This is a genomic window from Ruegeria sp. HKCCA5463 (genome assembly GCF_013034175.1).
Lineage (GTDB): Bacteria > Pseudomonadota > Alphaproteobacteria > Rhodobacterales > Rhodobacteraceae > Ruegeria.
Window position 1 is genome coordinate 1 of record NZ_WQFL01000001.1, and the last position, 21,781, is coordinate 21,781.

Below are 21,781 nucleotides of genomic sequence, written 5' to 3' on the forward strand. Positions count from 1 at the left end.
GTGTCAACAGGTATCGGAGTAACGATGTTCTGATGATCTGGCTGGGGTGGTAGGATTCGAACCTACGATACACGGTACCAAAAACCGCTGCCTTACCACTTGGCTACACCCCAACGGTGAGCGGCTGTCTACGATTGTTGTTGGCAGGGATCAAGAGCGTTTTGTCAAAAAAACTCACGTTGAACAGATTTTTTTCAGGGCGGTCATTTGGTGTCGATCAACACGGCTCCGGTCCGGTTTCCATCCTGCACCATTGCATGCGCAGACGCGCATTCCTCAAGTGCAAAGACCTTTTGAACAGGGCAGGTCAAAGCGCCATCCGTCAAGGCCTTGTGAAGGGTCTTCACGGCATTGGTACGAAGATCCGGAGGAAGAAGATAAATCAAAATGGTCTCAAGCGTCATGGCTTTGAACATCATCGGTCCGAACGGAAACACGGGGGTCATGTCTTGGGCAGAGCCATAGGCGTTGATGCGACCGTTCTCGGCGATGACCGTGGCGTTTGTTTGAATATTCCGGCCGAATTCGACGTCGATGATTCGGCCGATTGTCTTTCCTTCATTTGTATCGAGAATTTCGGTGGAAAGATCCTCGCTGGCGTAATCAATCACGATATCTGCGCCGGCTTCCCGGACCCGGTCAAAGTTGCGAGGGCTGGCCGTCGCGATCACGCGCGCGCCTGCCCATTTGGCAAGCTGAACGGCCAGAAAGCCGACGGTGCCCGCGCCACCGTGTATCAAGATCGTTTGCCCATCGGGACGGCCGCCTGAAAACACCGCGTGGCAGGCGGTAAGACCGGGAATGCCCAGAATCGCGCCGGTCCGCAACGACACCGCATCCGGCAGAGCCACGGCCTGGGCATCGGGAAGGGTGATGTGGCTGGCGGCGGTGCCGAAAGGGCGTTGCCATTGCCCGTTCCAGATCCACACGCGCTGACCGATCCGAGATGCGGAAACTCCGTCGCCAACGGCCGAGATCACGCCAGAGCCGTCACTGTGCGGGATGATCAGGGGGAATGGGGGTTCTGCCACGCCCGGTCTGGTCCCGGCGCGGGCTTTGACGTCGGAAGGATTCACTCCGGAAAAGGACAGCTCTACCGTGACCTCGCCCGGACCCGGCGGGACCGGAGGGAGGTCCTGTATCCGCAGGACATCGGCGGGGTCTCCGAAGGTGGAATATGTAACTGCGCGCATGATCGCCTCCGTTTTGGTCGAGTTTCACAGCATATCGGCGGGAAACTCAAACACCTTGTTGCGTGTCCGCAAAGCAGGGGAAGGTCGGCCCTGTGGTTATTCGCGAATCTCGGACGGGTCGACCCCCCAAAGGTTCGACTTCAAGGTCCAACCCCGATACCCGCCGGCGGTGATCCGGCACCAGTCCAGCGAACAGGTTCCCAGTCGGGCCACAACCCCGGATTCGAAATGCGCATTCACGGGGGAGGTCGGATCGGGTCGGGCATAGACAGGCAGCATTTCAGATTCAATCAGTACTGTCCGAACACCCGACAACAGGGCGTAGTGAACCCAGCCTCCAGCGCCGTCGCGGTCCTGAACCCGTCGCCAGTTGCCGTATTCGGCAGTGACTTGAAGCGGCATTCCGCGTCGTTTGAACACCCAGTCGATTCGATGTGTCAAAGAAGGTCCGCGTCGCACGTTACCTTCTGCTGCTTTCATCGAGACATAACGGGGCAGGGGGAGGTTGGTGACGGATCCTCGTTTCACGTCGGCATGAGCAGCCCATGCACCTAACATGATCAGAAATACGGATAGTGCCGCCAGACAGCGGCAATTTACCGGTCGAATACCACTCACTGACTGCCTGCTCTTATGCCTGTTGATCCGGTTCCGAAAAAAGGTCGACTCAGTGCCAAAGGGGTTCTTGTGCCCCGCCTTATCCTGCGCCACGATGCCATGGCGCGCGTCCGTTTGCAAAGCAGTGGGAGGGCCGAGGTGCCAAGAGAACGTTTGAGTGTTGTCGTTACGCGACGGTTGCCCGAAGCGGTCGAAACACGTTTGAGCGAGTTGTTTGATGTGCGCTTGCGCGACGATGACACTCCGATGACGCGCGAAGAACTGGTGGCCGCAGTGCAGGACACCGATGTCCTGGTGCCTACGGTAACGGATGCGATTGATGGCGGTCTGCTGGGGCAGGCGGGCGAAAGGCTTAAGCTCATCGCCAATTACGGTGCCGGTGTCGACAATATTGACGTGTCCACCGCGCGCCAGCGTGGGATTCTGGTGTCGAACACGCCTGGGGTTCTGACCGATGACACCGCCGATATGACCATGGCCCTGATTCTGGCGGTTACCCGACGCATTCCCGAAGGACTGAGCGTGATGCAGCAGGGAGATTGGTCCGGCTGGGCGCCCACCGCTTTTCTGGGAGGCCGTATCGGAGGTCGTCGTCTGGGCATTCTGGGCATGGGCCGGATCGGGCAGGCGGTGGCGCGGCGTGCGAACGCGTTTGGAATGCAGGTCCATTATCACAACCGTCGCAGGCTGCGCCCCGAGACCGAGCAGGAGCTGGAGGCAACATATTGGGAAAGCCTCGATCAGATGGTCGCGCGGATGGATGTGATCTCGGTCAATTGCCCCTCAACGCCGTCGACCTTCCATCTGATGAACGCACGTCGTCTGAAACTGATGAAACCTTCGGCAGTGATCGTCAACACGTCACGTGGTGAAGTCGTGGACGAAAACGCCCTGACCCGGATGATCCGCGCAGGTGAAATTGCGGGGGCGGGGCTGGATGTCTACGAACAGGGCACTGACGTGAACCCGCGCCTGCGGCAGCTGCCCAATGTGGTTCTGTTGCCTCATATGGGATCAGCCACGCTCGAGGGCCGGGTGGAGATGGGCGAGAAGGTCATCATCAACATCAAGACCTTCGAAGACGGCCACCGCCCGCCGGATCAGGTTGTGCCAGCGATGCTGTAGCGCTCTGGAAAGGAGCAGGAATGGACGTCTATGAAGGAGGGTGCCGTTGTGGAAATCTGCGCATCTGGGCTTCGGGTCGCCCATTGCGGGTCGGAATCTGTCACTGTCTGGACTGCCGCAAGCATCATGGCGCAGTGTTCTATGCGGCGGCCGTTTTCCCGGAAGACAGAATAGAGGTTTCCGGCGAAGCGCGTGGTTATGCTGACAGGTTCTTTTGCCCCGTCTGCGGCTCTCCGGTCTTTGCGCGCAGCGGAACCGAAGTGGAGGTGCATCTTGGATGCCTTGATGTGCCAGATCAGTTGACGCCAACATATGAAAGCTGGGTCACCCGGCGTGAAGCGTGGTTGCCCGAGTTCCGCGGTATGACCCACTATGATCAGGATCGATTGGTAGGCGACGCAAAGCCTTAACGCGTGCTGCGGACGTCGGCCATGTGTTGATGGCGTGCAGCTTGGACTTGTTCAGAGCGTGTTCGGCGCGCAATTTTGATAGTCAGGGATGTATTGGAGGATTTGATCAGATGAGACGTGTTTCAGTTCTACTGTTTTCTGCATTTTGTTTTGCAGCTCCGGGGTTCGCTCAGGAAGCGACCGATGCCGTTGCACCCGAAACGGCGACGGAAGGGCAGGTACAGGCCATGACCGACGAGGTCATCTCGGCGCTTGAGGCCAAACTGGATGGCGTTCCGGTCACGTCCCAGAACTGGATGGTTGCCGCGGCCAACCCGCTGGCGGTGGAGGCCGGCGCCAGAGTATTGCGCGCAGGTGGGTCTGCCGCAGACGCCATGGTTGCGGTGCAGGTCGTGCTGGGCCTGGTCGAACCGCAATCCTCGGGCTTGGGCGGCGGTGCGTTTCTGGTCTGGTACGATGCAGCGACCGGTCGGATGACAACTCTGGACGGGCGAGAAACGGCGCCGCTGGCGGCCACACCGACCCTGTTTCAGGACGAAAACGGTGAGCCGCTGAAATTCTTCGATGCGGTTGTCGGTGGGCTGTCCGTGGGGACGCCGGGCACACCTGCCTTGCTGGAAGAGGCACATCGCCGCTGGGGGCGTTCCTCGTGGCCCGGATTGTTTGCCGATGGAATCCGGTTGGCGGATGAAGGGTTCCTGGTGTCCCCACGTCTGGCCAGCCTTGTTGAAAACGATGCCGAGCGCCTGTCACGCTTCCCGGAAACCGCTGAATATTTCCTGCCGGGGGGCGCACCGCTGCAACAGGGGCAGCGCCTGATGAACCCAGCTTATGCCGAAACTCTGCGTGTGCTGGCCCGCGATGGGGCGGCCGGTTTCTATGGCGGTGAGATTGCAGCGGATATCGTGCGCACGGTTCGCAACGCTCCGGGCAATCCCGGTGTTCTGTCGGGTGCGGATCTTGCGCTGTATCAGGTGATCGAGCGCGAGCCGGTTTGCGCGGAATACCGGGCCTATGAAGTCTGCGGCATGGGCCCGCCGTCGTCGGGTGCGCTGACCGTGGGGCAAATTCTGGGGATGCTGAACAGTTATGATCTGGCGGCTATGGGGCCGGAAAGCGCCGAGGCCTGGCGGTTGATCGGAGACGCTTCGCGCCTCGCCTTTGCGGACCGCGGCCGGTACATGGCCGACAGCGATTTCGTGCCCATGCCGACCAAAGGGCTGGTTGATCCGGCCTACCTGTCGCAACGAACGGAATTGCTGAACAACGAAGGCGCGTTGGCAGATGTCGGGCCCGGTCAGCCGGAATTCGACCACGCGCTGAACTGGGCGGATGATGTGTCGCTGGAGCTGCCTTCGACCTCGCATATCTCGATTGTAGACAGCTATGGCAACGTGCTGTCGATGACCACGACCATCGAAAACGGCTTTGGCTCACGCCTGATGACGAACGGGTTCCTTCTGAACAACGAACTGACGGATTTTTCGTTCAAGACCCACAGCGATGGTGTGCCGATCGCCAACCGGCTGGAGCCCGGAAAACGCCCGCGTTCGTCCATGAGCCCGACCATCGTGATGCAGGATGACGCGCCGGTTCTGGCGATTGGCTCGCCGGGTGGCAGTCGGATCATCGGCTATGTGGCCAAATCGATTATCGCATGGGCCGACTGGGGTATGGATGTGCAGCAAGCCGTGTCGCTGCCGCATCTTGTCAATCGTTTCGGGACATATGATGTCGAGGCCGGCACATCTGCCGAAGGCTTTTCCGACGGGCTGACCCAGTTTGGGTTTGAGGTAAACCCGCGTGACCTGACATCTGGCCTTCACGCCATCGAAATCGGCGACGGGCTGAGCGGTGGTGCCGACCCCCGTCGCGAGGGTATTGCGCTGGGCGAATAGGGCCTTGGTATTTGTGGGGATTGCCCGCACGTTGCGGGCCCTTTAGTCATGAACAGAAGGGCCCGCGACGTGCCGGGGACAGGGGAGGATGACGATGATGCAGGCGACCGCTTTGCCTCGGAATGAAACAGGTATCGAAACCGTCATAGGCGTTCTGAAACAACGTTTTGGCGACAGGTTGCAAACGGGTGCCGCGATTCGTGAACAGCACGGGCACACCACCACCTGGATCGAGAACCAGAGCCCGGATGCTGTGGTTTTCCCGCATACTACGCAGGACGTGTCGGAAATTGTCAAAACCTGTGCCGCGCACCGGGTGCCGGTGATTCCCTTTGGCACGGGAACGTCGCTGGAAGGGCATGTGAATGCGCCAGCAGGGGGGATCTCGGTCGATCTGATGCAGATGGACAAGGTGCTGGCTGTCCACGCCGAAGATCTGGATTGTGTCGTGCAGCCCGGCGTCACGCGCGAGGCGCTGAATACTCATTTGCGGGATCAGGGTTTGTTCTTTCCGATTGACCCGGGGGCGAATGCATCTCTGGGCGGTATGGCCGCGACCCGCGCGTCGGGCACCAATGCGGTGCGATACGGAACGATGCGGGACAACGTTCTCAGCCTCGAAGCGGTCATGCCGGACGGCCAGATCATCCGTACCGGTCACCGGGCCAAGAAGTCATCGGCCGGGTATGATCTGGCACGCCTTCTGATTGGGGCGGAAGGCACGTTGGGTATCATCACCGAGCTGACTCTGCGCTTGCAGGGCATCCCCGAAGCGATCAGTTCGGCCAGGTGTTCCTTTCCTTCGGTCGATGCCGCGTGCCGCGCGGTGATGATGACCATTCAGTATGGCATTCCGGTTGCCCGAATAGAGTTGCTGGATGAAATGTCGGTTCAGGCGGCAAACGCCTATTCCGGGCTGAGTCTTCCGGAAACGCCGTTGCTGCTGCTTGAATTCCATGGCTCTGAAAGCGGTGCGGCGGAACAGGCTGAAACCTTTGGTCAGATCGCCGAGGAGTTCGGCGGTACGGATTTTGCTGCGACCTCGACCACCGAAGAACGGAACAAGCTTTGGCAGGCGCGCCATGATATGTATTGGGCGTGTCTGCAACTGCGCCCCGGCGCGCGTGGTATTTCAACGGATGTCTGCGTGCCGATCTCGCGCCTGGCGGAATGTGTGACCGGCACTCAGCAGAAGGCAGCTGATCTTGGCTTGCTCGCGCCAATTGTGGGGCATGTGGGGGATGGGAACTTTCACACGCTTATTTTGATCGACATGCAGAACACCGAAGAAGTTGCCAAAGCCGAAGAGTTTGTCGGATGGTTGAACGACCTGGCAATTTCAATGGAAGGCACCTGTACAGGTGAACACGGAATCGGTCAGGGCAAACGGCCATACCTTATCAAGGAACTGGGCGCCGCCACGCAGTATATGGCTGCAATCAAGGCTGCATTGGACCCCGAGAACATCATGAATCCCGGCAAGGTTTTGGCGGGCCAATCCTAGCGGTTTTCGCGTTCTGGCCCGCATTGCGCCTTCAAATCGTCCACATGTTCTGGTCTCACCGACTCGGTTAGGAACAGGTGGTCGAGATGAGCGCAAAATATCTGGCAGGGTTTGCAGCGATCTGCGGGGTCGCCATTGTTGGGCTGGATTATTATCAGCAGGCCAAGGCATCCGAGAACGGGCTGGGCTTCAAAGGTTATGTTGCCTCGGTATCCGCGCGTGTCGGGATTTCGGAACGTCGGCTTGAAGCAGATGCCCAACCTTCACAGTCCGAGGACCCCGCGGCGAAGACACCGTCAGAGGAAGTTCGGAAACTTGTCTGCACCACGATCGGGACAAGCAAGCGCTGTCGCTCCAGCGGTTGAGATCACGGGTTTCATGTCCGATCTGCGACCGCATTCGATGATCGGGTCGTTTTTTTCATATCACTGGTCGGATGAATGTCGCGCGATCCCCCTCAAGTGCGCCATATGGTGTCAACTGATTTCAAGGGGAGACGCCCGGTTATGAAAACCCAAGTCAAAGCACTGGTTGTTGGCGGCGGCGCCGTTGGGACCTCGATTGCCTATCATCTGGCCAAAGCAGGCTGGGACGATGTGATGTTGATCGAACGGGACGAGCTGACGTCCGGGTCCACCTGGCACGCGGCTGGTCTGCTGCCATTGTTCAACATGTCCTATGCGACAACGCACATCCACAAGTACTCGGTCGACTTCTACAAGACGCTGGAAGAAGAAACCGGGCTGAACGCGGGCTTTGCCGTCGTCGGCAACCTGCGCATGGCACAGACGCAGGAGCGCATGGACGAGTACATGCTCTACGCCTCTACCGCCGAAACCTGTGATGTTGCCTATGAGTGGCTGACCCCCGAGCAGATCAAGGAACGCTGGCCGCTGATCGAGACATCGGATCTGAAGGGCGCGATCTACCATACCGAAGACGGGTATATTAACCCGGCAGATGTGACGCAGGCGATGGCCAAGGGGGCCCGTCAGCGTGGCGTCGAGATCGTGCGCAAGATGCAGGCGGATGCCTTCCACTGGAACGGCACCCATTGGGAAGTCACCTGCACCAAGATGGTGGAAAAAGGCGGCAACCTTGTCGAAAGCGACGAAAAGGTTGTGATCACTGCCGAACATGTTGTCACTGCATCGGGCAACCACGCACAGCGCACCGCCAAGATGCTGGGCATCAAGATGCCGGCGATCCCGGTCGAACACACTTTCATCGTCATGGACAAGGACCCAGAGTTGGTCAAATGGCGCGAAGCAGGTAACCCGGAACACCCCGTCGTGCGCGACGCCGACAACGAATCCTATGCCCGTGAAGAACGCGGCGGCTGGATCCTGGGTATCTATGAACATGGCGCCCCCGCCCGGTTTGAGCACGGTGTGCCGGACAGCTTCCGCGCGGATCTGTTCCCGCTGGATCTGGATCGGATCGCGGATCAGTACATGGCCATGGCCGAGCGCGTGCCGTCCTGTGCCGAGTCCGGCCTGAAAGACGATTTCAACGGCCCGATCTGTTATACGCCTGACGGCAATCCGCTGGTCGGCCCTGCGCCGGGCCTGCGCAACATGTGGCTGGCCGAAGGTTTCAGCTTTGGCATCACCGCGGCAGGCGGCACCGGCTACTATCTGGCGCAGATGATGGTCGATGGCGAAGCCGAGATCGATATGGCCTCGCTGGACCCCAAACGCTATTCCAGCAACTGGATGACCACCGAGTTCGCGGCCCGCAAGAACGAAGAGTGCTATGAGCACGTCTACATCTTGCACCACCCGGACGAAGAGCGTGAAGCCTGCCGCCCGCTGCGGACCGTTCCCGCATACGACCGGCAGAAAGCACGCGGTGCCCAGTTCGGCTGGGTCAACGGCTGGGAACGTCCGAACTATTTCGGCCCTGTCGATGCGCCCGAGAACTTCGACAAGGAAAGCCGGTCGTTCCGTCGTGGCGGCTGGTGGCAATATGCCGTCGAAGAAGCCAAGGCGATCCGCGAAGGCGTTGGCCTAATCGACGCATCGGCCTTCACCAAGCATGTCGTCAAAGGCCCCGGTGCCACCCAGTTCCTGGATTGGTTCACCTGCAACAAGCTGCCCAAGGTCGGTCGCATCAACCTGACCTATGCGCTGACCTCGCACGGCACCACCCGTACCGAATACACCATCGTCCGCAATGGCGAGAACAACTATTACCTCGTCTCTGCCGGAGCCTGGACCGAGTACGACGCCGACTATCTGCGCAAGGCGGCCGAGGACAAGATGGAGGAGTTCGGATATGTCGAAATCCAGGACGTGACCACGCAATGGGGCGTCTTCGCCATCGCCGGACCCAAGTCGCGTGACGTTCTGAAAGAGGTCATCAAGGACGCCGATCCGGAAACCGCCCTGTCGAACAAGCGCTTCCCGTGGCTGTCGGCGCGTCAGATCGAACTGGGCATGTGCCCTGTCAACGCGATCCGCGTGGCCTATACCGGTGAGCTGGGCTGGGAACTGCACCACCCAATCGAAATGCAGAACTACCTGTTCGACCTGTTGGAAAAGGCTGGCGAGAAACACGGCATGAAACTGGTCGGCGCGCGCGCTCAGAACTGGTTGCGGCAGGAAAAGTCATATCGCGCCTTTGGCACCGAACTGGGCCGTGACGCGACCCCGCTGGAGGCCGACCTGCCACGTTTTGTCGACCTGTCGAAAGACTTTTACGGCAAGGCCAAGCTGGAAGAGACCGGTGTGCGCGTGAAGTGCTGTACCCTGTTGATCGACGGGCCGGAGGATGCCGACCCATGGGGCCGCGAGGCATTGTACACACCGGAAGGTGAACGCGTGGGTCGATTGACCTCGGGCGGGTATTCCGTGGCCTTCGAGAAATCTATCGGCATGGGCTATGTGAAGCCCGAGCTGGCGGTCGAAGGCACAAAGCTGAAGGTCAAGATGCAGGACAAGCTGTGGGATGCGGTCGTGACCTGCGACAGCCCCTACGACCCGAAAAACGAAACCATCCGCAAGGACGGTTGATCCAAGAAAGGCCCCGAAAACCTTCGGGGCCTTTTCTTTTTTGTCATCCAGACAGTTCGTCGAAGCATTCCAGCGCCTTGGCCGCGTACATCATGGCTGGGCCGCCGCCCATCTGAATCGCCATGGCCAACACGTCGGACACTTCTTCCCGTGTCGCACCGGCCTTGATCAAAGCTTCGGTGTGCAGGGTGATGCAGGGTTCGCATCGCAGGGTGACTGACATGCCCAACGCAATGAATTCCTTGGTCTTGTAGTCGAGCGTCCCGCCCTCTTTGACGGCTTTGCCAAGCGCTCCGAATGCGCGTGTCGTATCGGGAATGGATCCGTTCAGGTTTCGCAAACTCTTACGTGTTGCCGAGAGTTTTTCTTGCCATGCCATTGCTGAGTGCCCTTCTTCATATCTAGAAACCGGAATATGAATTGGGACGCGGTTGTTTGACTTTGATCTCGATCAGACTTCAGGGCGTTCGGCAATGAACGCAAGATTGTTGGCAGGCATTTCGACCGAGGCCAACGCGAGCAGGCCGACGTTTTCGAACAGGTTCAGAATGTCCACGTCGTTTTTGTAGCCGATTTCCGGGTCTTGCTGGATCAAAGCCTTATGAAAGCGGACATCCCCGTCACTGATGAGTTGGCCCGAACGTTTGAACGGGCCGTACAAGATGAACAGCCCCTTTGGTGACAGGGATTGTGCGACTTCCGAAATGATGGTTTTGGTTTCCTGCCAACTGATCAAGTGAATCAAGTTTATCAGAACGATCAGATCCTGGCCGTAAAACCGCCTGTGCCAGCCTGATGTCGCTGCATCCAGTTCTGCGACCGGCGCGACATTTGGTAGGTTGCGGGTATAGGCATCGATACTCACGCGCCGCTCAAGGTCAACTTCCGAAGGCTGCCAGGTCAGCCCGGGAAGCACTTCGGCAAAGACCCTGATATGCTGACCAGTCCCGCTTGCGATTTCCAATGCCTGGCCCTGGGACGGCCCCCATTCTTGCAACACTGCACACAGGGCGTCGGTGTTCCGGGATGCTGCCGGGGCCACCAGCTTGCCATCTACAGACGCATTGGCGACGCTTGCAGAAGAGGGGAGGCTGCGTTTGATCATCGTTCCAGCCTGTCAGGGGTCAACATGCCTACTATGTCAGGTTCCAGTTCGGGTGTGTTTCCGACAACAAGGTCGCACAGCAGTTGCGAGGCCGCCGGTGAGGTTTGAAAACCATACCCGCCCTGACCGCCACACCAGACAAACGAAGGATCCAGCGGGTCGCGCCCAATCACCAAGGTCCCGTCCGGGGCAAAACTGCGCAAGCCCGCCCAATTTGTTTCAACCCTTGTGACAGGTTCGGTCATCAACTCCTCATACCGTGCCAGACCCTCTGCCAGCACCATATCATCGGCATAAGCATCCTGTGGCGGAACCGGATCGGCTTCGGATGGTGAGACCAGCAGCTTGCCCGCATCCGGTTTGGCGTACCATGTTTCGCCGGCGCCCAGCATCATCGGCCAGACAGAAACGTCATGCCCTCCGGGGGCGGGAAGACGCGCCATTGACCGACGGCGAGGTGTGATACCGATACCGGGCAGCCCTGCAAGCTGTGCAACCTCATCCACCCAGGCCCCGGCTGCGTTGATCAGAGTGCGGGCTTCAATGATCTCACCGGCCTCAACCACCCAGTGTTTTTCTTTTCGAATGCCGGTGACTTTGCTTTTCGTCGAAACCGTTCCCCCGTTTTGCCTGACGGTCCGGGCGAAATCGTGCAACAGGCGATCCGTATCGATGTCAAAGGCCGCTTCGCTGATGGCTGCAAACCCGACCTTGCCCGGGTTCAGAATCGGAACGCGCGATATCGCCTGTTCCATCGGTATTTTCACCATGTTCAGATCGGCGCAATCGGCTTCGAACATGTCGGGCTGGTCAATTGCTCCGACAAGCATCAATCCGCGCGGGGTCAGGTAACCGCCATTCTGCGTATGAAGAAAGGCAGCCCCCGCTTTGTTCAGTGCGACGACCGAAGGCGGTCCATAGCTTTCTTCGAACAAGGCCGCTGACCGGCCCGACGCGTGATAGCCCAGGGCGTCTTCCGCTTCCAGAACCATCACGTTTCCGTGTTGCGACAGGCGCGCACCGGCGCTCAGCCCGGCGATGCCGCCTCCGATTATCAGGAAATCAATCATGACTTGCGATCCATCCTGAGCAGAGACGCTACAGGTTCCTTGAGTTTCATGCTGGTGCCAAAGCTCCTCGTTCGCCACGCGTTTGGGTTCCCGGACTATAAGCAGCCTTGAAATTGTGCTTCAACCCGGTCAAAGAAGTATCAAATTATACAGGAGGGTAAGGTGACCGCAGCAGACCTTCATCCAATGGCCACAGGGCATATTCCAGGATATGTTGTCGCAGCTGACGGAAGCGATTACCTTTTCTCCGCCATGGTCGTTTTTTTCGTCGTTCTGGTGGTGCTGATCGGTGTCGGATACCTGACGCTGCATTCGGTTCCCGAAAAAATGGCCCACGAAAACAATCACCCGCAATTTCAGTTGGTGGGCATTCTGGCACTGCTGGCGCTGTTTACACATAATGGGCTTTTCTGGGTTGCTGCTATATTGGTCGCAGGGTTCCAGTTCCCGGATTTTGCCACCCCGCTTCGAAACATTGCCGATGCCATTCGTTCTTTGGGTCGGTCACCTGTTCCGGAACCAGTGCCTGAAACAACGGTGCCGGCTGCGCCAGAACCTGGACCCAGCGATCCGCAGGAGCAATCCACATGATCGAGACCATGCTCTGCGCCCTGATAACGGTGCTGCCCGACTATCTGTTCCGCCGTTTTGTACAGGGCAAGCGGATCGGTCACGAGATTACCTTGTTCACCATGTGGTACGAACTGCGCTGGGGTTTGACCACCTGTGCCATTCTGGCGCTGACCGTGATCACCACGCTGTTTTACTTTCATCCGGCCAGCAAAACCGCGGCATCCTATTTCCGGACGGTGACCATTCTGCCGCAATTGGGCGGTCGTGTTTCCGAGGTTTTCGTCAAGAACAACGAACTGTTAACCGCGGGTCAACCGATTTTCCGGATCGAGGATTTCAGCCAGACTGCCCAAGTTCAGGCGGCAAATGCGCAGATTGCACAGGTGCAGGCCTCGCTTAAGGTTGCGGAAACCGATTTGGCCGAGGCGGAAGCTGGAATTGCAGGTGCCAAGGCTGCGCTTGCGCAGTCTCTGGAGGATCTTGAACGCAACACGACCTTGCGAGATGAAGGTTCAAGCGCCGTAAGGCTGGCCGAGATTGAGAGGCTGGAAAACCTTGTCGCCGAGCGAGAGGCCCAGGTTCTTGCAGCGGAATCCAAACGTGCCGCGGTTGAGCAGCAGATTGAAGAACTGATCCCCGCGCAGCTGGCAAGTGCCATTGCGCAACTGGATGCTGCGCAGACCGAATTGGACAAAACCGTAATCATAGCGGGCGTCACGGGGCGGGTCGAACAGTTCGGCCTTCAGGTCGGTGATTACGTAAGCCCGCTGTTGCGCCCTGCTGGTGTTCTAGTGCCATCGCACACCGGACATGACCGCTTTCAGGCCGCTTTCAGCCAGCTGTCTGCCCAGGTGATCAAGCCGGGCATGATTGGTGAATTGGGCTGCATGACCAAGCCATTCACCGTGATACCCACCGTGGTGGTCGAAGTGCAGGATGTCATCCCGTCGGGCCAGATCCGCCCATCGGACGAATTGCGGGACGTGCAGACCAACAATAATCCGGGCTCGATTCTGGTTTATATGGAGCCGCTGTACAAAGGTATGGCCGATGACATTCCACCGGGCAGCAATTGTCTGGCCAATGTCTACACAGACAATCACGAGCGGTTGGAGCACGAAGATCTGGGCTTTTGGGAGGCGGCCTTCCTGCACGTGGTCGACACGATCGGCGTGGTGCATGCAGCGGGCCTGCGCCTGCGTTTGATCCTGATGCCGGTGAACACTCTGGTTTTGACCGGGCATTGATCTGATCTTGGCAATCCGAACGCGAAGGGCCCGGCAGGTTTCTCCGGGCCCTTTGGTTTCTTACAGCGCTGCTTTGAACAGCTGAGTCAGGTTGTCTTTCGTCAACTCAATCGGATTTCCACCGCATGAAGGATCGATGATCGCGCCTTCGACAAGCTCTGGGATTGAAACTTCGGTCACACCTAGGTCGGACAGAGTGCGGGGGATGCCAAGGCTGTCGTTGAAATCCTGCACGAAGGCGCAAAAACCATCGAAGCCACCGTCGATGCCCAGATATGCCGCGGCTTGCTGGAACCGGTCTGCAATGGCGGGGGCGTTGAAGTTCAGCACGGCGGGCATGCAGACCGCGTTTGTGGTGCCGTGATGGGTGTTGAATACCGCGCCAATTGGATGGCTCATCGCGTGGATCGCGCCAAGACCCTTCTGGAAAGCCGTTGCACCCATGGCAGCGGCGCTCATCATCTGGGCGCGGGCCTCGATATCGGTGCCGTCAGCATAAGCGCGCGGCAAGTACTCCTTCACCAGCCGCATCCCTTCCAGCGCGATGCCCTGGCTCATCGGGTGATAATGCGGGCTCGAGAAGGCTTCGACGCAATGCGCAAAGGCGTCCAGGCCTGTTCCTGCCGTGATGAACCTGGGCATTCCGACGGTCAGCTCCGGGTCGCAAATCACCACGGTCGGCAGAACCTTGGGATGAAAGATGATCTTCTTGGCATGGGTCTCGGAATTGGTGATGACGCTCGCGCGGCCCACTTCCGATCCTGTCCCTGCGGTGGTCGGAACGGCAATGATTGGCGCGATAACGTCGGCATCGGCTCGTGTCCACCAGTCGCCGATATCCTCGAAATCCCAAACCGGGCGCGTCTGACCGGCCATGAAGGCGACCATCTTGCCCAGATCCAGCCCCGAGCCGCCGCCAAAGGCGATCACCCCATCATGGCCACCTGCGTTATAGGCCGCAACTCCGGCTTCAAGGTTCTTCTCATTGGGGTTGGGGTCCACATCGCTGAACAGGCCGCGTCCCAGTCCGGCGGCTTCCATGATGTCCAGTGTCGAGCCGGTGATGGGCAGATCGGCCAGCCCCTTGTCCGTGACCAGCAATGGTTTCTTCATTCCGGCGGCGGCGCAGGCTTCGGGCAATTCCCTGATGCGCCCGGCTCCGAATTTGATGGCGGTCGGATAGGACCAGTTTCCAACAAGTGTCATGTCAGGTTTCCTTTGCAAAATAAGGCCTGCTTCGGCGAGGGGGTGGGTCCGAAGCAGGCCGTCGTCCTTAGCCCGTTACCTTTTTGAGGTGGTAGGATTTGGGACGTGTCAGGTTGTGATATCCGATGACGGACAGACCGCCGCCGCGCCCGGTATTCTTGCAGCCCGTCCAGCACAGGCCGGGGTCCAGATAATCGGCGCGGTTCATGAACACGGTCCCCGTTTCGATCCGTTCACCCACCCGCGCCGCACGATCCACATCGCGGGTCCACAGGCTGGCAGTCAGGCCAAACTCACTGTCATTCATCAATGCGATGGCCTCCTCGTCCGAGGACACTTTCATGATGCCCACCACGGGCCCAAAGCTTTCGTCCCGCATCACGCGCATGTCATGAGTGACATTGGTCAGGATTTGCGGTGTCAGGTACGCGCCACCGTCGTCTTCAGCGAAGGTGTCGATATGCGCAACCGCACCGGCTGCAACCGCCTCGGCGATCTGGGCTCGCACCTCATCGGCAAACCGCACATTGGCCATCGGGCCAATCGTCGTCTCGGCATCCAGCGGGTTGCCCAGCTTGTAACCCTTCACGATGTCCACCGCCTTGGCGACAAAGTCATCATAAAGGCTCTCGTGAACATAGATCCGCTCGATTCCGCAACAACACTGGCCCGAATTGAACATCGCACCGTCAATCAGCGTGTCGACCGCGGCATTCAGGTCGGCGTCGTCCATGACATAGCCGGGATCCTTGCCGCCCAGCTCGGTGCCGACGCCGGTAAACGTGCCCGCCGCGGCACGTTCCATCGCCTGACCGCCGCCGACTGATCCGGTGAAGTTCACGAAATCAAATGCATTACCCGCGATCAGGTCGTTGGTCACGTCATGGCTCAGGAACACATTCTGGAATACGTCCTCGGGCACACCTGCCGACTGGAACGCCTTTGCCATGCGCTCGCCCACCAGCAACGTCTGTGTCGCGTGTTTCAGGACGACCGTGTTGCCCGCGATAAGCGCCGGTGCGACCGTGTTGATCGCCGTCATGTAGGGATAGTTCCAGGGCGCCACCACAAAGACCACCCCATGAGGAATGCGCTTGATGTAGCGTTTGAACGTTTCGTCTTCGCCGACGGCGATATCTGCCAGGGACGTCTCGGCAATCTCCGCCATATGGCTGGCACGTTCGTTGAATCCACCGAACTCGCCGCCATAACGCACTGGGCGACCCATCATATGGGCCAGTTCCGGCACGATCTCATCGTTCATGGCGCCAACGGCGGCCACACCCGCCATCACAAGATCGATCCGCTCCTGCAACGGATGAGCTGCCCATTCCGCCTGAGCAGCCCGAGCACGCGCCGCGGCCCCGAACGCGGCTTCTCGCGACAACACTTCACGTTCGGCATAAACCGATCCATCGATCGGCGAGACACATTTCAACATCTGCCCCATTTTCACTCCATTTCCGAAAGAAACAGGATCCCTGCTTCATCTGGCCCAAAATATCCCGGGGGTCTGGGGGCAGAGCCCCCAGCGCGTCCCGACCTTACGCCCGCTCGAATCCGCGGGCGATTTCCCAATCCGTGACCACGCGTTCGAACTCCTCGATCTCGACCTCTGCGGCACGGGTATAGTGGTCGACGACGTCATCTCCCATGGCCGCGCGCAACATGACCGATCCGTGCAACGCATCTCGCGCGGCGCGAAGGTTGCCCGGGATCATCGCAGTCTCACCTTGGTAAACGTCGCCTTTGGTCGGCGGTTGCAGATCCAGCCCTTCCTCGATGCCCGCGATCCCTGCCGCCAGCATGCCGGCCATCGCCAGATAGGGGTTCATATCTGAGCCCGGAATTCGGCACTCGACGCGTACGGCCTTGGTACCGTCACCGCACAGGCGGAACCCGGCGGTGCGGTTGTCCACGGACCAGATGATCCGCGTTGGCGCGAAGGTGCCTTTCATGAAGCGTTTATAACTGTTGATGTAAGGTGCCATGAAATAGGTGTAATCAGGGGCATATTTCAGCAGCCCAGCCATATAGCTTTTCATCAGCGCCGACATGCCCAGATCGTCCCCGGCGTCATAGAAGGCAGGCTGTCCATCCGCCCATAGTGACTGGTGCACATGGGACGAGCTACCAACTTTCTCGTGGTGCCATTTCGGCAGGAACGTCGCTGCGTGACCATGTTGCCACGCGATCTCTTTCACAGCGTTCTTGGCGATCGAATGATACTCGGCTGTTTCCATCGCGGGTGCGTATTTGATGTTCAGCTCTTCCTGCCCGGTCTCGGCCTCACCTTTGGAGTTCTCAACCGGAATGCCCGCATCCCACAGATGGTTGCGGATCGGACGCATCACATGCTCTTCCTTGGTGGTCTGAAGGATATGATAGTCTTCGTTATAGCCCGAGATCGGCTCCAGATCCCGGAATCCTTCCTTGCGGATCTGGTCAAAGCTTTTCTCGAACAGGAAAAACTCAAGCTCGGTCGCCGTCATGGCGTCATAGCCCATGGCTTTCAAACGGCTGACCTGCTTTTTCAGGATTGAACGCGGCGCGTGCGGCACTTCCTCGTGCGTGTGATGATCCAGCACGTCACACATCACCATCACCGTGCCTTCAAGCCACGGCACCGGGCGCAGGGTGCTGAGGTCCGGTTTCATGACATAATCGCCATAGCCCCGTTCCCAACTGGTCGAGGCATAACCATCGGGTGTCGCCATCTCCAGATCGGTGGCCAGCAGGTAGTTGCAGCAATGGGTCTCTTCCCACGCGCCTGCCACGAAATGGCCCGCGTGAAAACGCTTGCCCATCAACCGGCCCTGCATGTCCACCATGCAGACCAGAACCGTATCAACCGAACCTTCGGATACCTGCGTTTTCAGTTGTTCGAACGTGAGCATGTGCCACCTTTGTCTTTGCCGAAATCCTTCATCGGCCATTCGTTCAATCAAACCCGCCCCCATGCAAGGGGCGGGTCGCTTGGCCAAGTCTTAGCCGTAGCGGTAGGGCCGTCCAGCCTTGAGCATGTCGGCGTTGTACTGTTTGAAGATTTCAACAACCTTCGCCTTGGTTTCGGATTCGGCTGCGATCTCGTCCCAGAAGGCAACGGCCGCGGCTTCGACGGTTGCCCATTCTTCGTCCGGAATCGAGGTCAGCTGCATCTTGTCTCCGTTGACGCGCAGGCTGGCTTCGCCGCCCCAGTACCACCATTGACGATAATAGTGGGACTGATCGGTGCAGACGCGGAACAGGGTCTGCAAATCTTCGGGCAGCTCGTTCCAGCGATCCATGTTGGCAAAGAACGAACCGGCCCAGGCACCCGAGATGTTGTTGGTCAGGAAGTAGTTGGTTACATCCGCCCAGCCGACGGTGTAGTCTTCGGTGATGCCGGACCACGCGATACCGTCCAGTTCTCCGGTTTGAACCGCGACTTCGATGTCTTCCCAGGGCAGGGTGACCGGCACAACGCCGAACTGAGACAGGAAGCGGCCCGCGGTCGGGAAGGTAAACACACGTTTGCCCTGAAGGTCCGCCAGGCTGTTGATCGGGTCCTTCGTTGCAAAGTGGCACGGGTCCCAGGCGCCGGCCGAGATGTGCTTGACGCCGACTTTCGAGTATTCCTCGTCCCAGATCTCGTTCAGCCCGTACTGGTTGAACAGAACCGGCACGTCCAGCGAATAGCGCGAGGCAAAGGGGAAATAGCCGCCGAACACGGTGACCTCGGTGGGCGACGCCATCGAGTCATCATCCGACTGCACGGCATCAATTGTGCCGCGCTGCATGGCACGGAACAGCTCGCCCGTCGGAACCAGCTGGTCGGCATAGAACAGCTCGATCTGCATCCGGTCGCCGGCGATCGTGTTGAACATCTTGATGGCCGGGTCGATCACGTGTTCGGCCAGCGCCGGGCCGGCGTAGGTCTGCATCCGCCATCTGATGGTCGATTGCGCCAGTGCAGGCGTCGCCAGAGCAGCGGCGGGAGCGGCCGCAGCACCTTTCAGAAATGTACGTCTGTTCGTCATTCTCTCTCTCCGTTGGTCAGTTTCGATTGTGCAGGGATTGCCCGCGAAGCCCCGGTTTGATCCGGGATCATTTGTTGTAGATGTATTCAGGCAGCCACAGTGCGATCTGCGGGAATGTCATGATGATCGCCAGCGCCAGTGTCATCACCATCACGAAGGGCAGGATCGAACCGTAAATGTCGCGCAGCGATATCTCTGGCGGCGCCATCGCGCGCATCAGGAACAGGTTGTAGCCGAAGGGCGGCGTCATATAGGCGATCTGGGTGGTGATCGTGTACAGAACCCCATACCAGATCAGGTCGAACCCCAATGCACCCACGAGCGGCACGTACAAAGGCGCGACGATCACCAGCATGGCCGTATCGTCCAGAAACGTGCCCATCAGAATAAAGCTGAGCTGCATCAAGATCAGGATCACCCAAGGGTTGAGGCCCAGCCGCTCGGTAAACAGGTTCTCGATTGCCCGAACGGCGCCCAAGCCGTCGAAAACAGCGCCAAAGGCAAGCGCAGCCAGGATGATCCACATGAACATACAGGTGATGCCCAGCGTCGACCGTACAGACGTCTCGAAAACCTCACGTGTCATACGGCCCTTGAGGATGGCCGCGGCGAACGCCGTCAACGCACCGATGGCCGAGCTTTCGACCAGCGAGGTCCAGCCGTTGACGAAGGGCACCATCATCGCGGCAAAAATGCCCAAGGGCAGCAGGCCCGCGCGCAACAGGCGCAGTTTCTCTGTCATGGGCACGTCGCGCTCCTCGGCTGACAAGGCGGGCCCCAAGGCCGGGTTGATGCGGCAGCGGATCACGATGTAAAGGATGAACATGGCGGCCATCATCAAGCCCGGCAGCAATCCAGCCAACCAAAGTTGGCCAACCGGCTGGCGCGCGATCATCGCGTAAAGAACCAGCACGACGGAGGGTGGCACAAGGATACCCAGTGACGATCCGGCTTGTATCACCCCGGTCACCATTTTCTTGTCATAGCCACGTTTCAGCAGTTCCGGCAGCGCAATGGTCGCGCCGATGGCCATGCCCGCGACACTCAGCCCGTTCATGGCCGAAATCAGCACCATAAGACCGATCGTGCCGATTGCGAGCCCACCGTTCAGGCCGCCCATCCAAACGTGGAACATCTTGTACAGATCGTCTGCAATTTTGGATTCGGCCAGAACATAGCCCATGAAGATGAACATCGGCAGGGTCAGCAGCGGATACCATTTCATCAGCTTCATGGCGGCCGAAAAGCCAATGTCATAGCCGCCGCGATCCCCCCACAGAAACAGGGCGGCCATCACGGCGACAAAACCAATCGCGCCAAAAACGCGCTGCCCGGTCAGCAGCATCAGCATCATGGTCGAAAACATCAGGATGGCGATCAATTCGTACGACATCAGATCACCTCGCGCGGGATGTCATCGCCCCTGAGGCGCAGAATATCTTTGAACAGTTCCGAGATCGCCTGAAGCAACATCAGGAACAGGCCCACGACCATGATGACCTTGATTGGCCACAGGTATGGACGCCACGCGGTCGGGCTGCGTTCGCCATACTGCAGCGAATAGCTAAGCGAGTCGTATCCGCCGTAGATCATCACGCCCAGGTAGATGATCAGGAAAAGGACGGTGATCGCATCCGTCCACGCGCGACGACGGTCGGACCATTCGCCGTACAGAAGGTCCATGCGGACGTTGGATCCCATCTGGATCGAATAGGGTCCGCCCAGAATGTAGTAGGCGACCATTGCGAACTGGGCCATTTCCAGGGTCCACAGCGATGGCAGGAAAAAGGTTTTTGAAATCGAGGACCAGAGCAGGATGCCCATCATGACGAAGATGCCGTACATGACGAAGCGTCCGACCCAGCGGTTCGTGCGGTCAATGACCGCCACATATCCCCGCATGAAATTCATCCCGATACCTCTGCTCTCATGGTTTCGCCTCTGCGTGCGATAAGTCTTGGATGACCGATTGCAGAATTGGCGTAAGCAATCCCGCAATGCGGTTCACGCCGTCTGCTGTGTCGATCAGATCGTTTCGAACCTCGATCATGACATTTGGAAGCCCGCGCCGGACCGCGTGTTCGCGCAACGTGTGCGTGACGCCATCCGTCGCCGAGTAAGGTTCGTTCAAAGCCACGCGCAATCCCGAGCTTTCCGCGTGGCTCAGCATCAGCTGCGCGGCGCGGTCGTCTTCGTCATGAAGAATCCCCAGCTCTACCGTTCGGGGGGTTCCCTTGTAGACGGGCGTGAAGCTGTGGATCGTGATGACAACCGGAGGTTCAGGCCGTTCGTCCAAAGTGGATGAAACCAGCGTTTTGAAAGGTTCATACACGTCGCGTACCCGCTGGGCGCGCTGAGCATCTGTCAGGTTCATGTTGCCGGGAATGGAAAACACTTCGCTGACCTGCGGCATGGCATCTTCGCGTTCGGGCGGGCGGTTGCAGTCATAAACAAGGCGACTGACGCGCGAGTGGACCAGCGGCGCATCCAAAGCGCCCATCAGCTCCACCGACAGGTCCAGCGCGCCGATGTCCCAGGCCGCGTGAGAGCTGGCCGCCGCCTCATCCAGCCCCAGTCCATCCAGCGCGGCCGGAATAAACCGGCTTGCATGTTCGCATATCAGCACGGCAGGCGCGCGACCGTGCGCATTGAGCACGCGGGCTGCCGGGGCTTCGGTCGGCAAAAGCAATGATGACTCGGTCTCGTGACACATAGGTAGCATTTGTTACAGCAACTTCTCACCTGTCAAGAAAATTTCTGTAGACAAAATTTCAAACGAACATATTCTGTAACAAATTC

The 21,781-nt window shown here is 58.9% G+C and carries 20 protein-coding genes and 1 tRNA gene; 8 read left to right on the forward strand and 13 right to left on the reverse strand.

Annotated features, from left to right (window positions below; genetic code table 11):
* Positions 1-38: 38 nt before the first annotated feature.
* From GOW09_RS00005 to GOW09_RS00015, 3 genes are all read right to left on the reverse strand, one after another.
* A tRNA-Gln gene (locus tag GOW09_RS00005) sits at positions 39-113 on the reverse strand.
* A 90-nt stretch (positions 114-203) separates the two neighbouring features.
* Complete coding sequence (locus GOW09_RS00010) at positions 204-1,193, reverse strand: NADPH:quinone reductase (RefSeq protein WP_171114674.1); 990 nt, start codon at positions 1,191-1,193, stop codon at positions 204-206.
* 96 nt (positions 1,194-1,289) lie between these two features.
* Complete coding sequence (locus GOW09_RS00015) at positions 1,290-1,751, reverse strand: SH3 domain-containing protein (protein ID WP_152459907.1); 462 nt, start codon at positions 1,749-1,751, stop codon at positions 1,290-1,292.
* A 198-nt stretch (positions 1,752-1,949) separates the two neighbouring features.
* Here GOW09_RS00015 and GOW09_RS00020 point away from each other — a divergent pair, with 198 nt between their 5' ends.
* From GOW09_RS00020 to GOW09_RS00045, 6 genes are all read left to right on the forward strand, one after another.
* On the forward strand, positions 1,950-2,936 hold the full coding sequence (locus tag GOW09_RS00020; RefSeq protein WP_171116459.1) for a D-glycerate dehydrogenase: 987 nt from the start codon (positions 1,950-1,952) through the stop codon (positions 2,934-2,936).
* Between the two features lie 20 nt (positions 2,937-2,956).
* Positions 2,957-3,346 (forward strand): GFA family protein, encoded by a 390-nt coding sequence (locus GOW09_RS00025; protein ID WP_171114677.1) that lies wholly within the window; start codon positions 2,957-2,959, stop codon positions 3,344-3,346.
* Positions 3,347-3,456: 110 nt separating this feature from the next.
* Positions 3,457-5,244, forward strand: a complete 1,788-nt coding sequence (ggt, locus tag GOW09_RS00030; RefSeq protein WP_171114679.1) for a gamma-glutamyltransferase — start codon at positions 3,457-3,459, stop codon at positions 5,242-5,244.
* A gap of 94 nt (positions 5,245-5,338) precedes the next feature.
* Positions 5,339-6,748 carry an FAD-binding oxidoreductase gene (locus GOW09_RS00035; RefSeq protein ID WP_171114680.1) on the forward strand — a complete coding sequence of 470 codons (1,410 nt, stop codon included), beginning with the start codon at positions 5,339-5,341 and terminating at the stop codon, positions 6,746-6,748.
* Positions 6,749-6,834: 86 nt separating this feature from the next.
* Positions 6,835-7,113, forward strand: coding sequence for a hypothetical protein (locus GOW09_RS00040; RefSeq protein WP_171114682.1), 279 nt, complete (start codon positions 6,835-6,837; stop codon positions 7,111-7,113).
* A gap of 141 nt (positions 7,114-7,254) precedes the next feature.
* A complete protein-coding gene (locus tag GOW09_RS00045) occupies positions 7,255-9,762 on the forward strand; it encodes an FAD-dependent oxidoreductase (protein WP_171114684.1) in 2,508 nt (835 codons plus the stop codon).
* A 43-nt stretch (positions 9,763-9,805) separates the two neighbouring features.
* Here the strand turns inward: GOW09_RS00045 and GOW09_RS00050 are convergent, their stop codons facing one another.
* The 3 genes from GOW09_RS00050 to GOW09_RS00060 form a co-directional block, all read right to left on the reverse strand.
* Entirely contained in the window at positions 9,806-10,141 is a 336-nt protein-coding gene (locus GOW09_RS00050) for a carboxymuconolactone decarboxylase family protein (RefSeq protein WP_152458825.1), read from the reverse strand.
* Between the two features lie 72 nt (positions 10,142-10,213).
* Positions 10,214-10,867 carry a DUF938 domain-containing protein gene (locus tag GOW09_RS00055; RefSeq protein WP_171114686.1) on the reverse strand — a complete coding sequence of 218 codons (654 nt, stop codon included), beginning with the start codon at positions 10,865-10,867 and terminating at the stop codon, positions 10,214-10,216.
* Positions 10,864-11,937 carry an FAD-binding oxidoreductase gene (locus GOW09_RS00060; protein WP_171114688.1) on the reverse strand — a complete coding sequence of 358 codons (1,074 nt, stop codon included), beginning with the start codon at positions 11,935-11,937 and terminating at the stop codon, positions 10,864-10,866. Before GOW09_RS00060 ends, GOW09_RS00055 begins: the two co-directional genes overlap by 4 nt.
* Positions 11,938-12,123: 186 nt before the next feature.
* Between GOW09_RS00060 and GOW09_RS00065 the strand changes: the two genes are divergently transcribed.
* On the forward strand, positions 12,124-12,528 hold the full coding sequence (locus tag GOW09_RS00065; RefSeq protein WP_174829319.1) for a hypothetical protein: 405 nt from the start codon (positions 12,124-12,126) through the stop codon (positions 12,526-12,528).
* Positions 12,525-13,757 (forward strand): HlyD family secretion protein, encoded by a 1,233-nt coding sequence (locus GOW09_RS00070; protein ID WP_171114692.1) that lies wholly within the window; start codon positions 12,525-12,527, stop codon positions 13,755-13,757. The genes GOW09_RS00065 and GOW09_RS00070 overlap by 4 nt, the downstream gene beginning before the upstream one ends.
* A gap of 60 nt (positions 13,758-13,817) precedes the next feature.
* Here the strand turns inward: GOW09_RS00070 and GOW09_RS00075 are convergent, their stop codons facing one another.
* From GOW09_RS00075 to GOW09_RS00105, 7 genes are all read right to left on the reverse strand, one after another.
* Complete coding sequence (locus GOW09_RS00075) at positions 13,818-14,963, reverse strand: iron-containing alcohol dehydrogenase (protein WP_171114694.1); 1,146 nt, start codon at positions 14,961-14,963, stop codon at positions 13,818-13,820.
* 67 nt (positions 14,964-15,030) lie between these two features.
* The gene (locus GOW09_RS00080) at positions 15,031-16,413 is read right to left on the reverse strand and encodes an aldehyde dehydrogenase family protein (RefSeq protein ID WP_171114696.1); all 1,383 of its coding nucleotides are present in this window, start codon (positions 16,411-16,413) and stop codon (positions 15,031-15,033) included.
* A 94-nt stretch (positions 16,414-16,507) separates the two neighbouring features.
* Entirely contained in the window at positions 16,508-17,860 is a 1,353-nt protein-coding gene (locus GOW09_RS00085; protein WP_171114698.1) for a glutamine synthetase family protein, read from the reverse strand.
* Positions 17,861-17,950: 90 nt separating this feature from the next.
* A complete protein-coding gene (locus GOW09_RS00090; RefSeq protein ID WP_170343589.1) occupies positions 17,951-18,982 on the reverse strand; it encodes a TRAP transporter substrate-binding protein in 1,032 nt (343 codons plus the stop codon).
* A 67-nt stretch (positions 18,983-19,049) separates the two neighbouring features.
* Positions 19,050-20,375 carry a TRAP transporter large permease subunit gene (locus tag GOW09_RS00095; protein ID WP_171114700.1) on the reverse strand — a complete coding sequence of 442 codons (1,326 nt, stop codon included), beginning with the start codon at positions 20,373-20,375 and terminating at the stop codon, positions 19,050-19,052.
* Positions 20,375-20,893 carry a TRAP transporter small permease subunit gene (locus GOW09_RS00100; RefSeq protein ID WP_171114702.1) on the reverse strand — a complete coding sequence of 173 codons (519 nt, stop codon included), beginning with the start codon at positions 20,891-20,893 and terminating at the stop codon, positions 20,375-20,377. The genes GOW09_RS00095 and GOW09_RS00100 overlap by 1 nt, the downstream gene beginning before the upstream one ends.
* 16 nt (positions 20,894-20,909) lie before the next feature.
* Positions 20,910-21,695, reverse strand: a complete 786-nt coding sequence (locus GOW09_RS00105; protein WP_253284270.1) for an N-formylglutamate amidohydrolase — start codon at positions 21,693-21,695, stop codon at positions 20,910-20,912.
* Between the last annotated feature and the right edge of the window lie 86 nt (positions 21,696-21,781).

Coding starts and splice junctions, on each gene's coding strand:
- GOW09_RS00010 (WP_171114674.1), bottom strand. CDS start 1,193: ATGCGCGCAGTTACATATTCCACCTTCGGAGACCCCGCCGATGTCCTG.
- GOW09_RS00015 (WP_152459907.1), bottom strand. CDS start 1,751: ATGTTAGGTGCATGGGCTGCTCATGCCGACGTGAAACGAGGATCCGTC.
- GOW09_RS00025 (WP_171114677.1), top strand. CDS start 2,957: ATGGACGTCTATGAAGGAGGGTGCCGTTGTGGAAATCTGCGCATCTGG.
- ggt (WP_171114679.1), top strand. CDS start 3,457: ATGAGACGTGTTTCAGTTCTACTGTTTTCTGCATTTTGTTTTGCAGCT.
- GOW09_RS00035 (WP_171114680.1), top strand. CDS start 5,339: ATGATGCAGGCGACCGCTTTGCCTCGGAATGAAACAGGTATCGAAACC.
- GOW09_RS00040 (WP_171114682.1), top strand. CDS start 6,835: ATGAGCGCAAAATATCTGGCAGGGTTTGCAGCGATCTGCGGGGTCGCC.
- GOW09_RS00045 (WP_171114684.1), top strand. CDS start 7,255: ATGAAAACCCAAGTCAAAGCACTGGTTGTTGGCGGCGGCGCCGTTGGG.
- GOW09_RS00050 (WP_152458825.1), bottom strand. CDS start 10,141: ATGGCATGGCAAGAAAAACTCTCGGCAACACGTAAGAGTTTGCGAAAC.
- GOW09_RS00055 (WP_171114686.1), bottom strand. CDS start 10,867: ATGATCAAACGCAGCCTCCCCTCTTCTGCAAGCGTCGCCAATGCGTCT.
- GOW09_RS00060 (WP_171114688.1), bottom strand. CDS start 11,937: ATGATTGATTTCCTGATAATCGGAGGCGGCATCGCCGGGCTGAGCGCC.
- GOW09_RS00065 (WP_174829319.1), top strand. CDS start 12,124: ATGGCCACAGGGCATATTCCAGGATATGTTGTCGCAGCTGACGGAAGC.
- GOW09_RS00070 (WP_171114692.1), top strand. CDS start 12,525: ATGATCGAGACCATGCTCTGCGCCCTGATAACGGTGCTGCCCGACTAT.
- GOW09_RS00075 (WP_171114694.1), bottom strand. CDS start 14,963: ATGACACTTGTTGGAAACTGGTCCTATCCGACCGCCATCAAATTCGGA.
- GOW09_RS00080 (WP_171114696.1), bottom strand. CDS start 16,413: ATGGGGCAGATGTTGAAATGTGTCTCGCCGATCGATGGATCGGTTTAT.
- GOW09_RS00085 (WP_171114698.1), bottom strand. CDS start 17,860: ATGCTCACGTTCGAACAACTGAAAACGCAGGTATCCGAAGGTTCGGTT.
- GOW09_RS00090 (WP_170343589.1), bottom strand. CDS start 18,982: ATGACGAACAGACGTACATTTCTGAAAGGTGCTGCGGCCGCTCCCGCC.
- GOW09_RS00095 (WP_171114700.1), bottom strand. CDS start 20,375: ATGTCGTACGAATTGATCGCCATCCTGATGTTTTCGACCATGATGCTG.
- GOW09_RS00100 (WP_171114702.1), bottom strand. CDS start 20,893: ATGAATTTCATGCGGGGATATGTGGCGGTCATTGACCGCACGAACCGC.
- GOW09_RS00105 (WP_253284270.1), bottom strand. CDS start 21,695: ATGTGTCACGAGACCGAGTCATCATTGCTTTTGCCGACCGAAGCCCCG.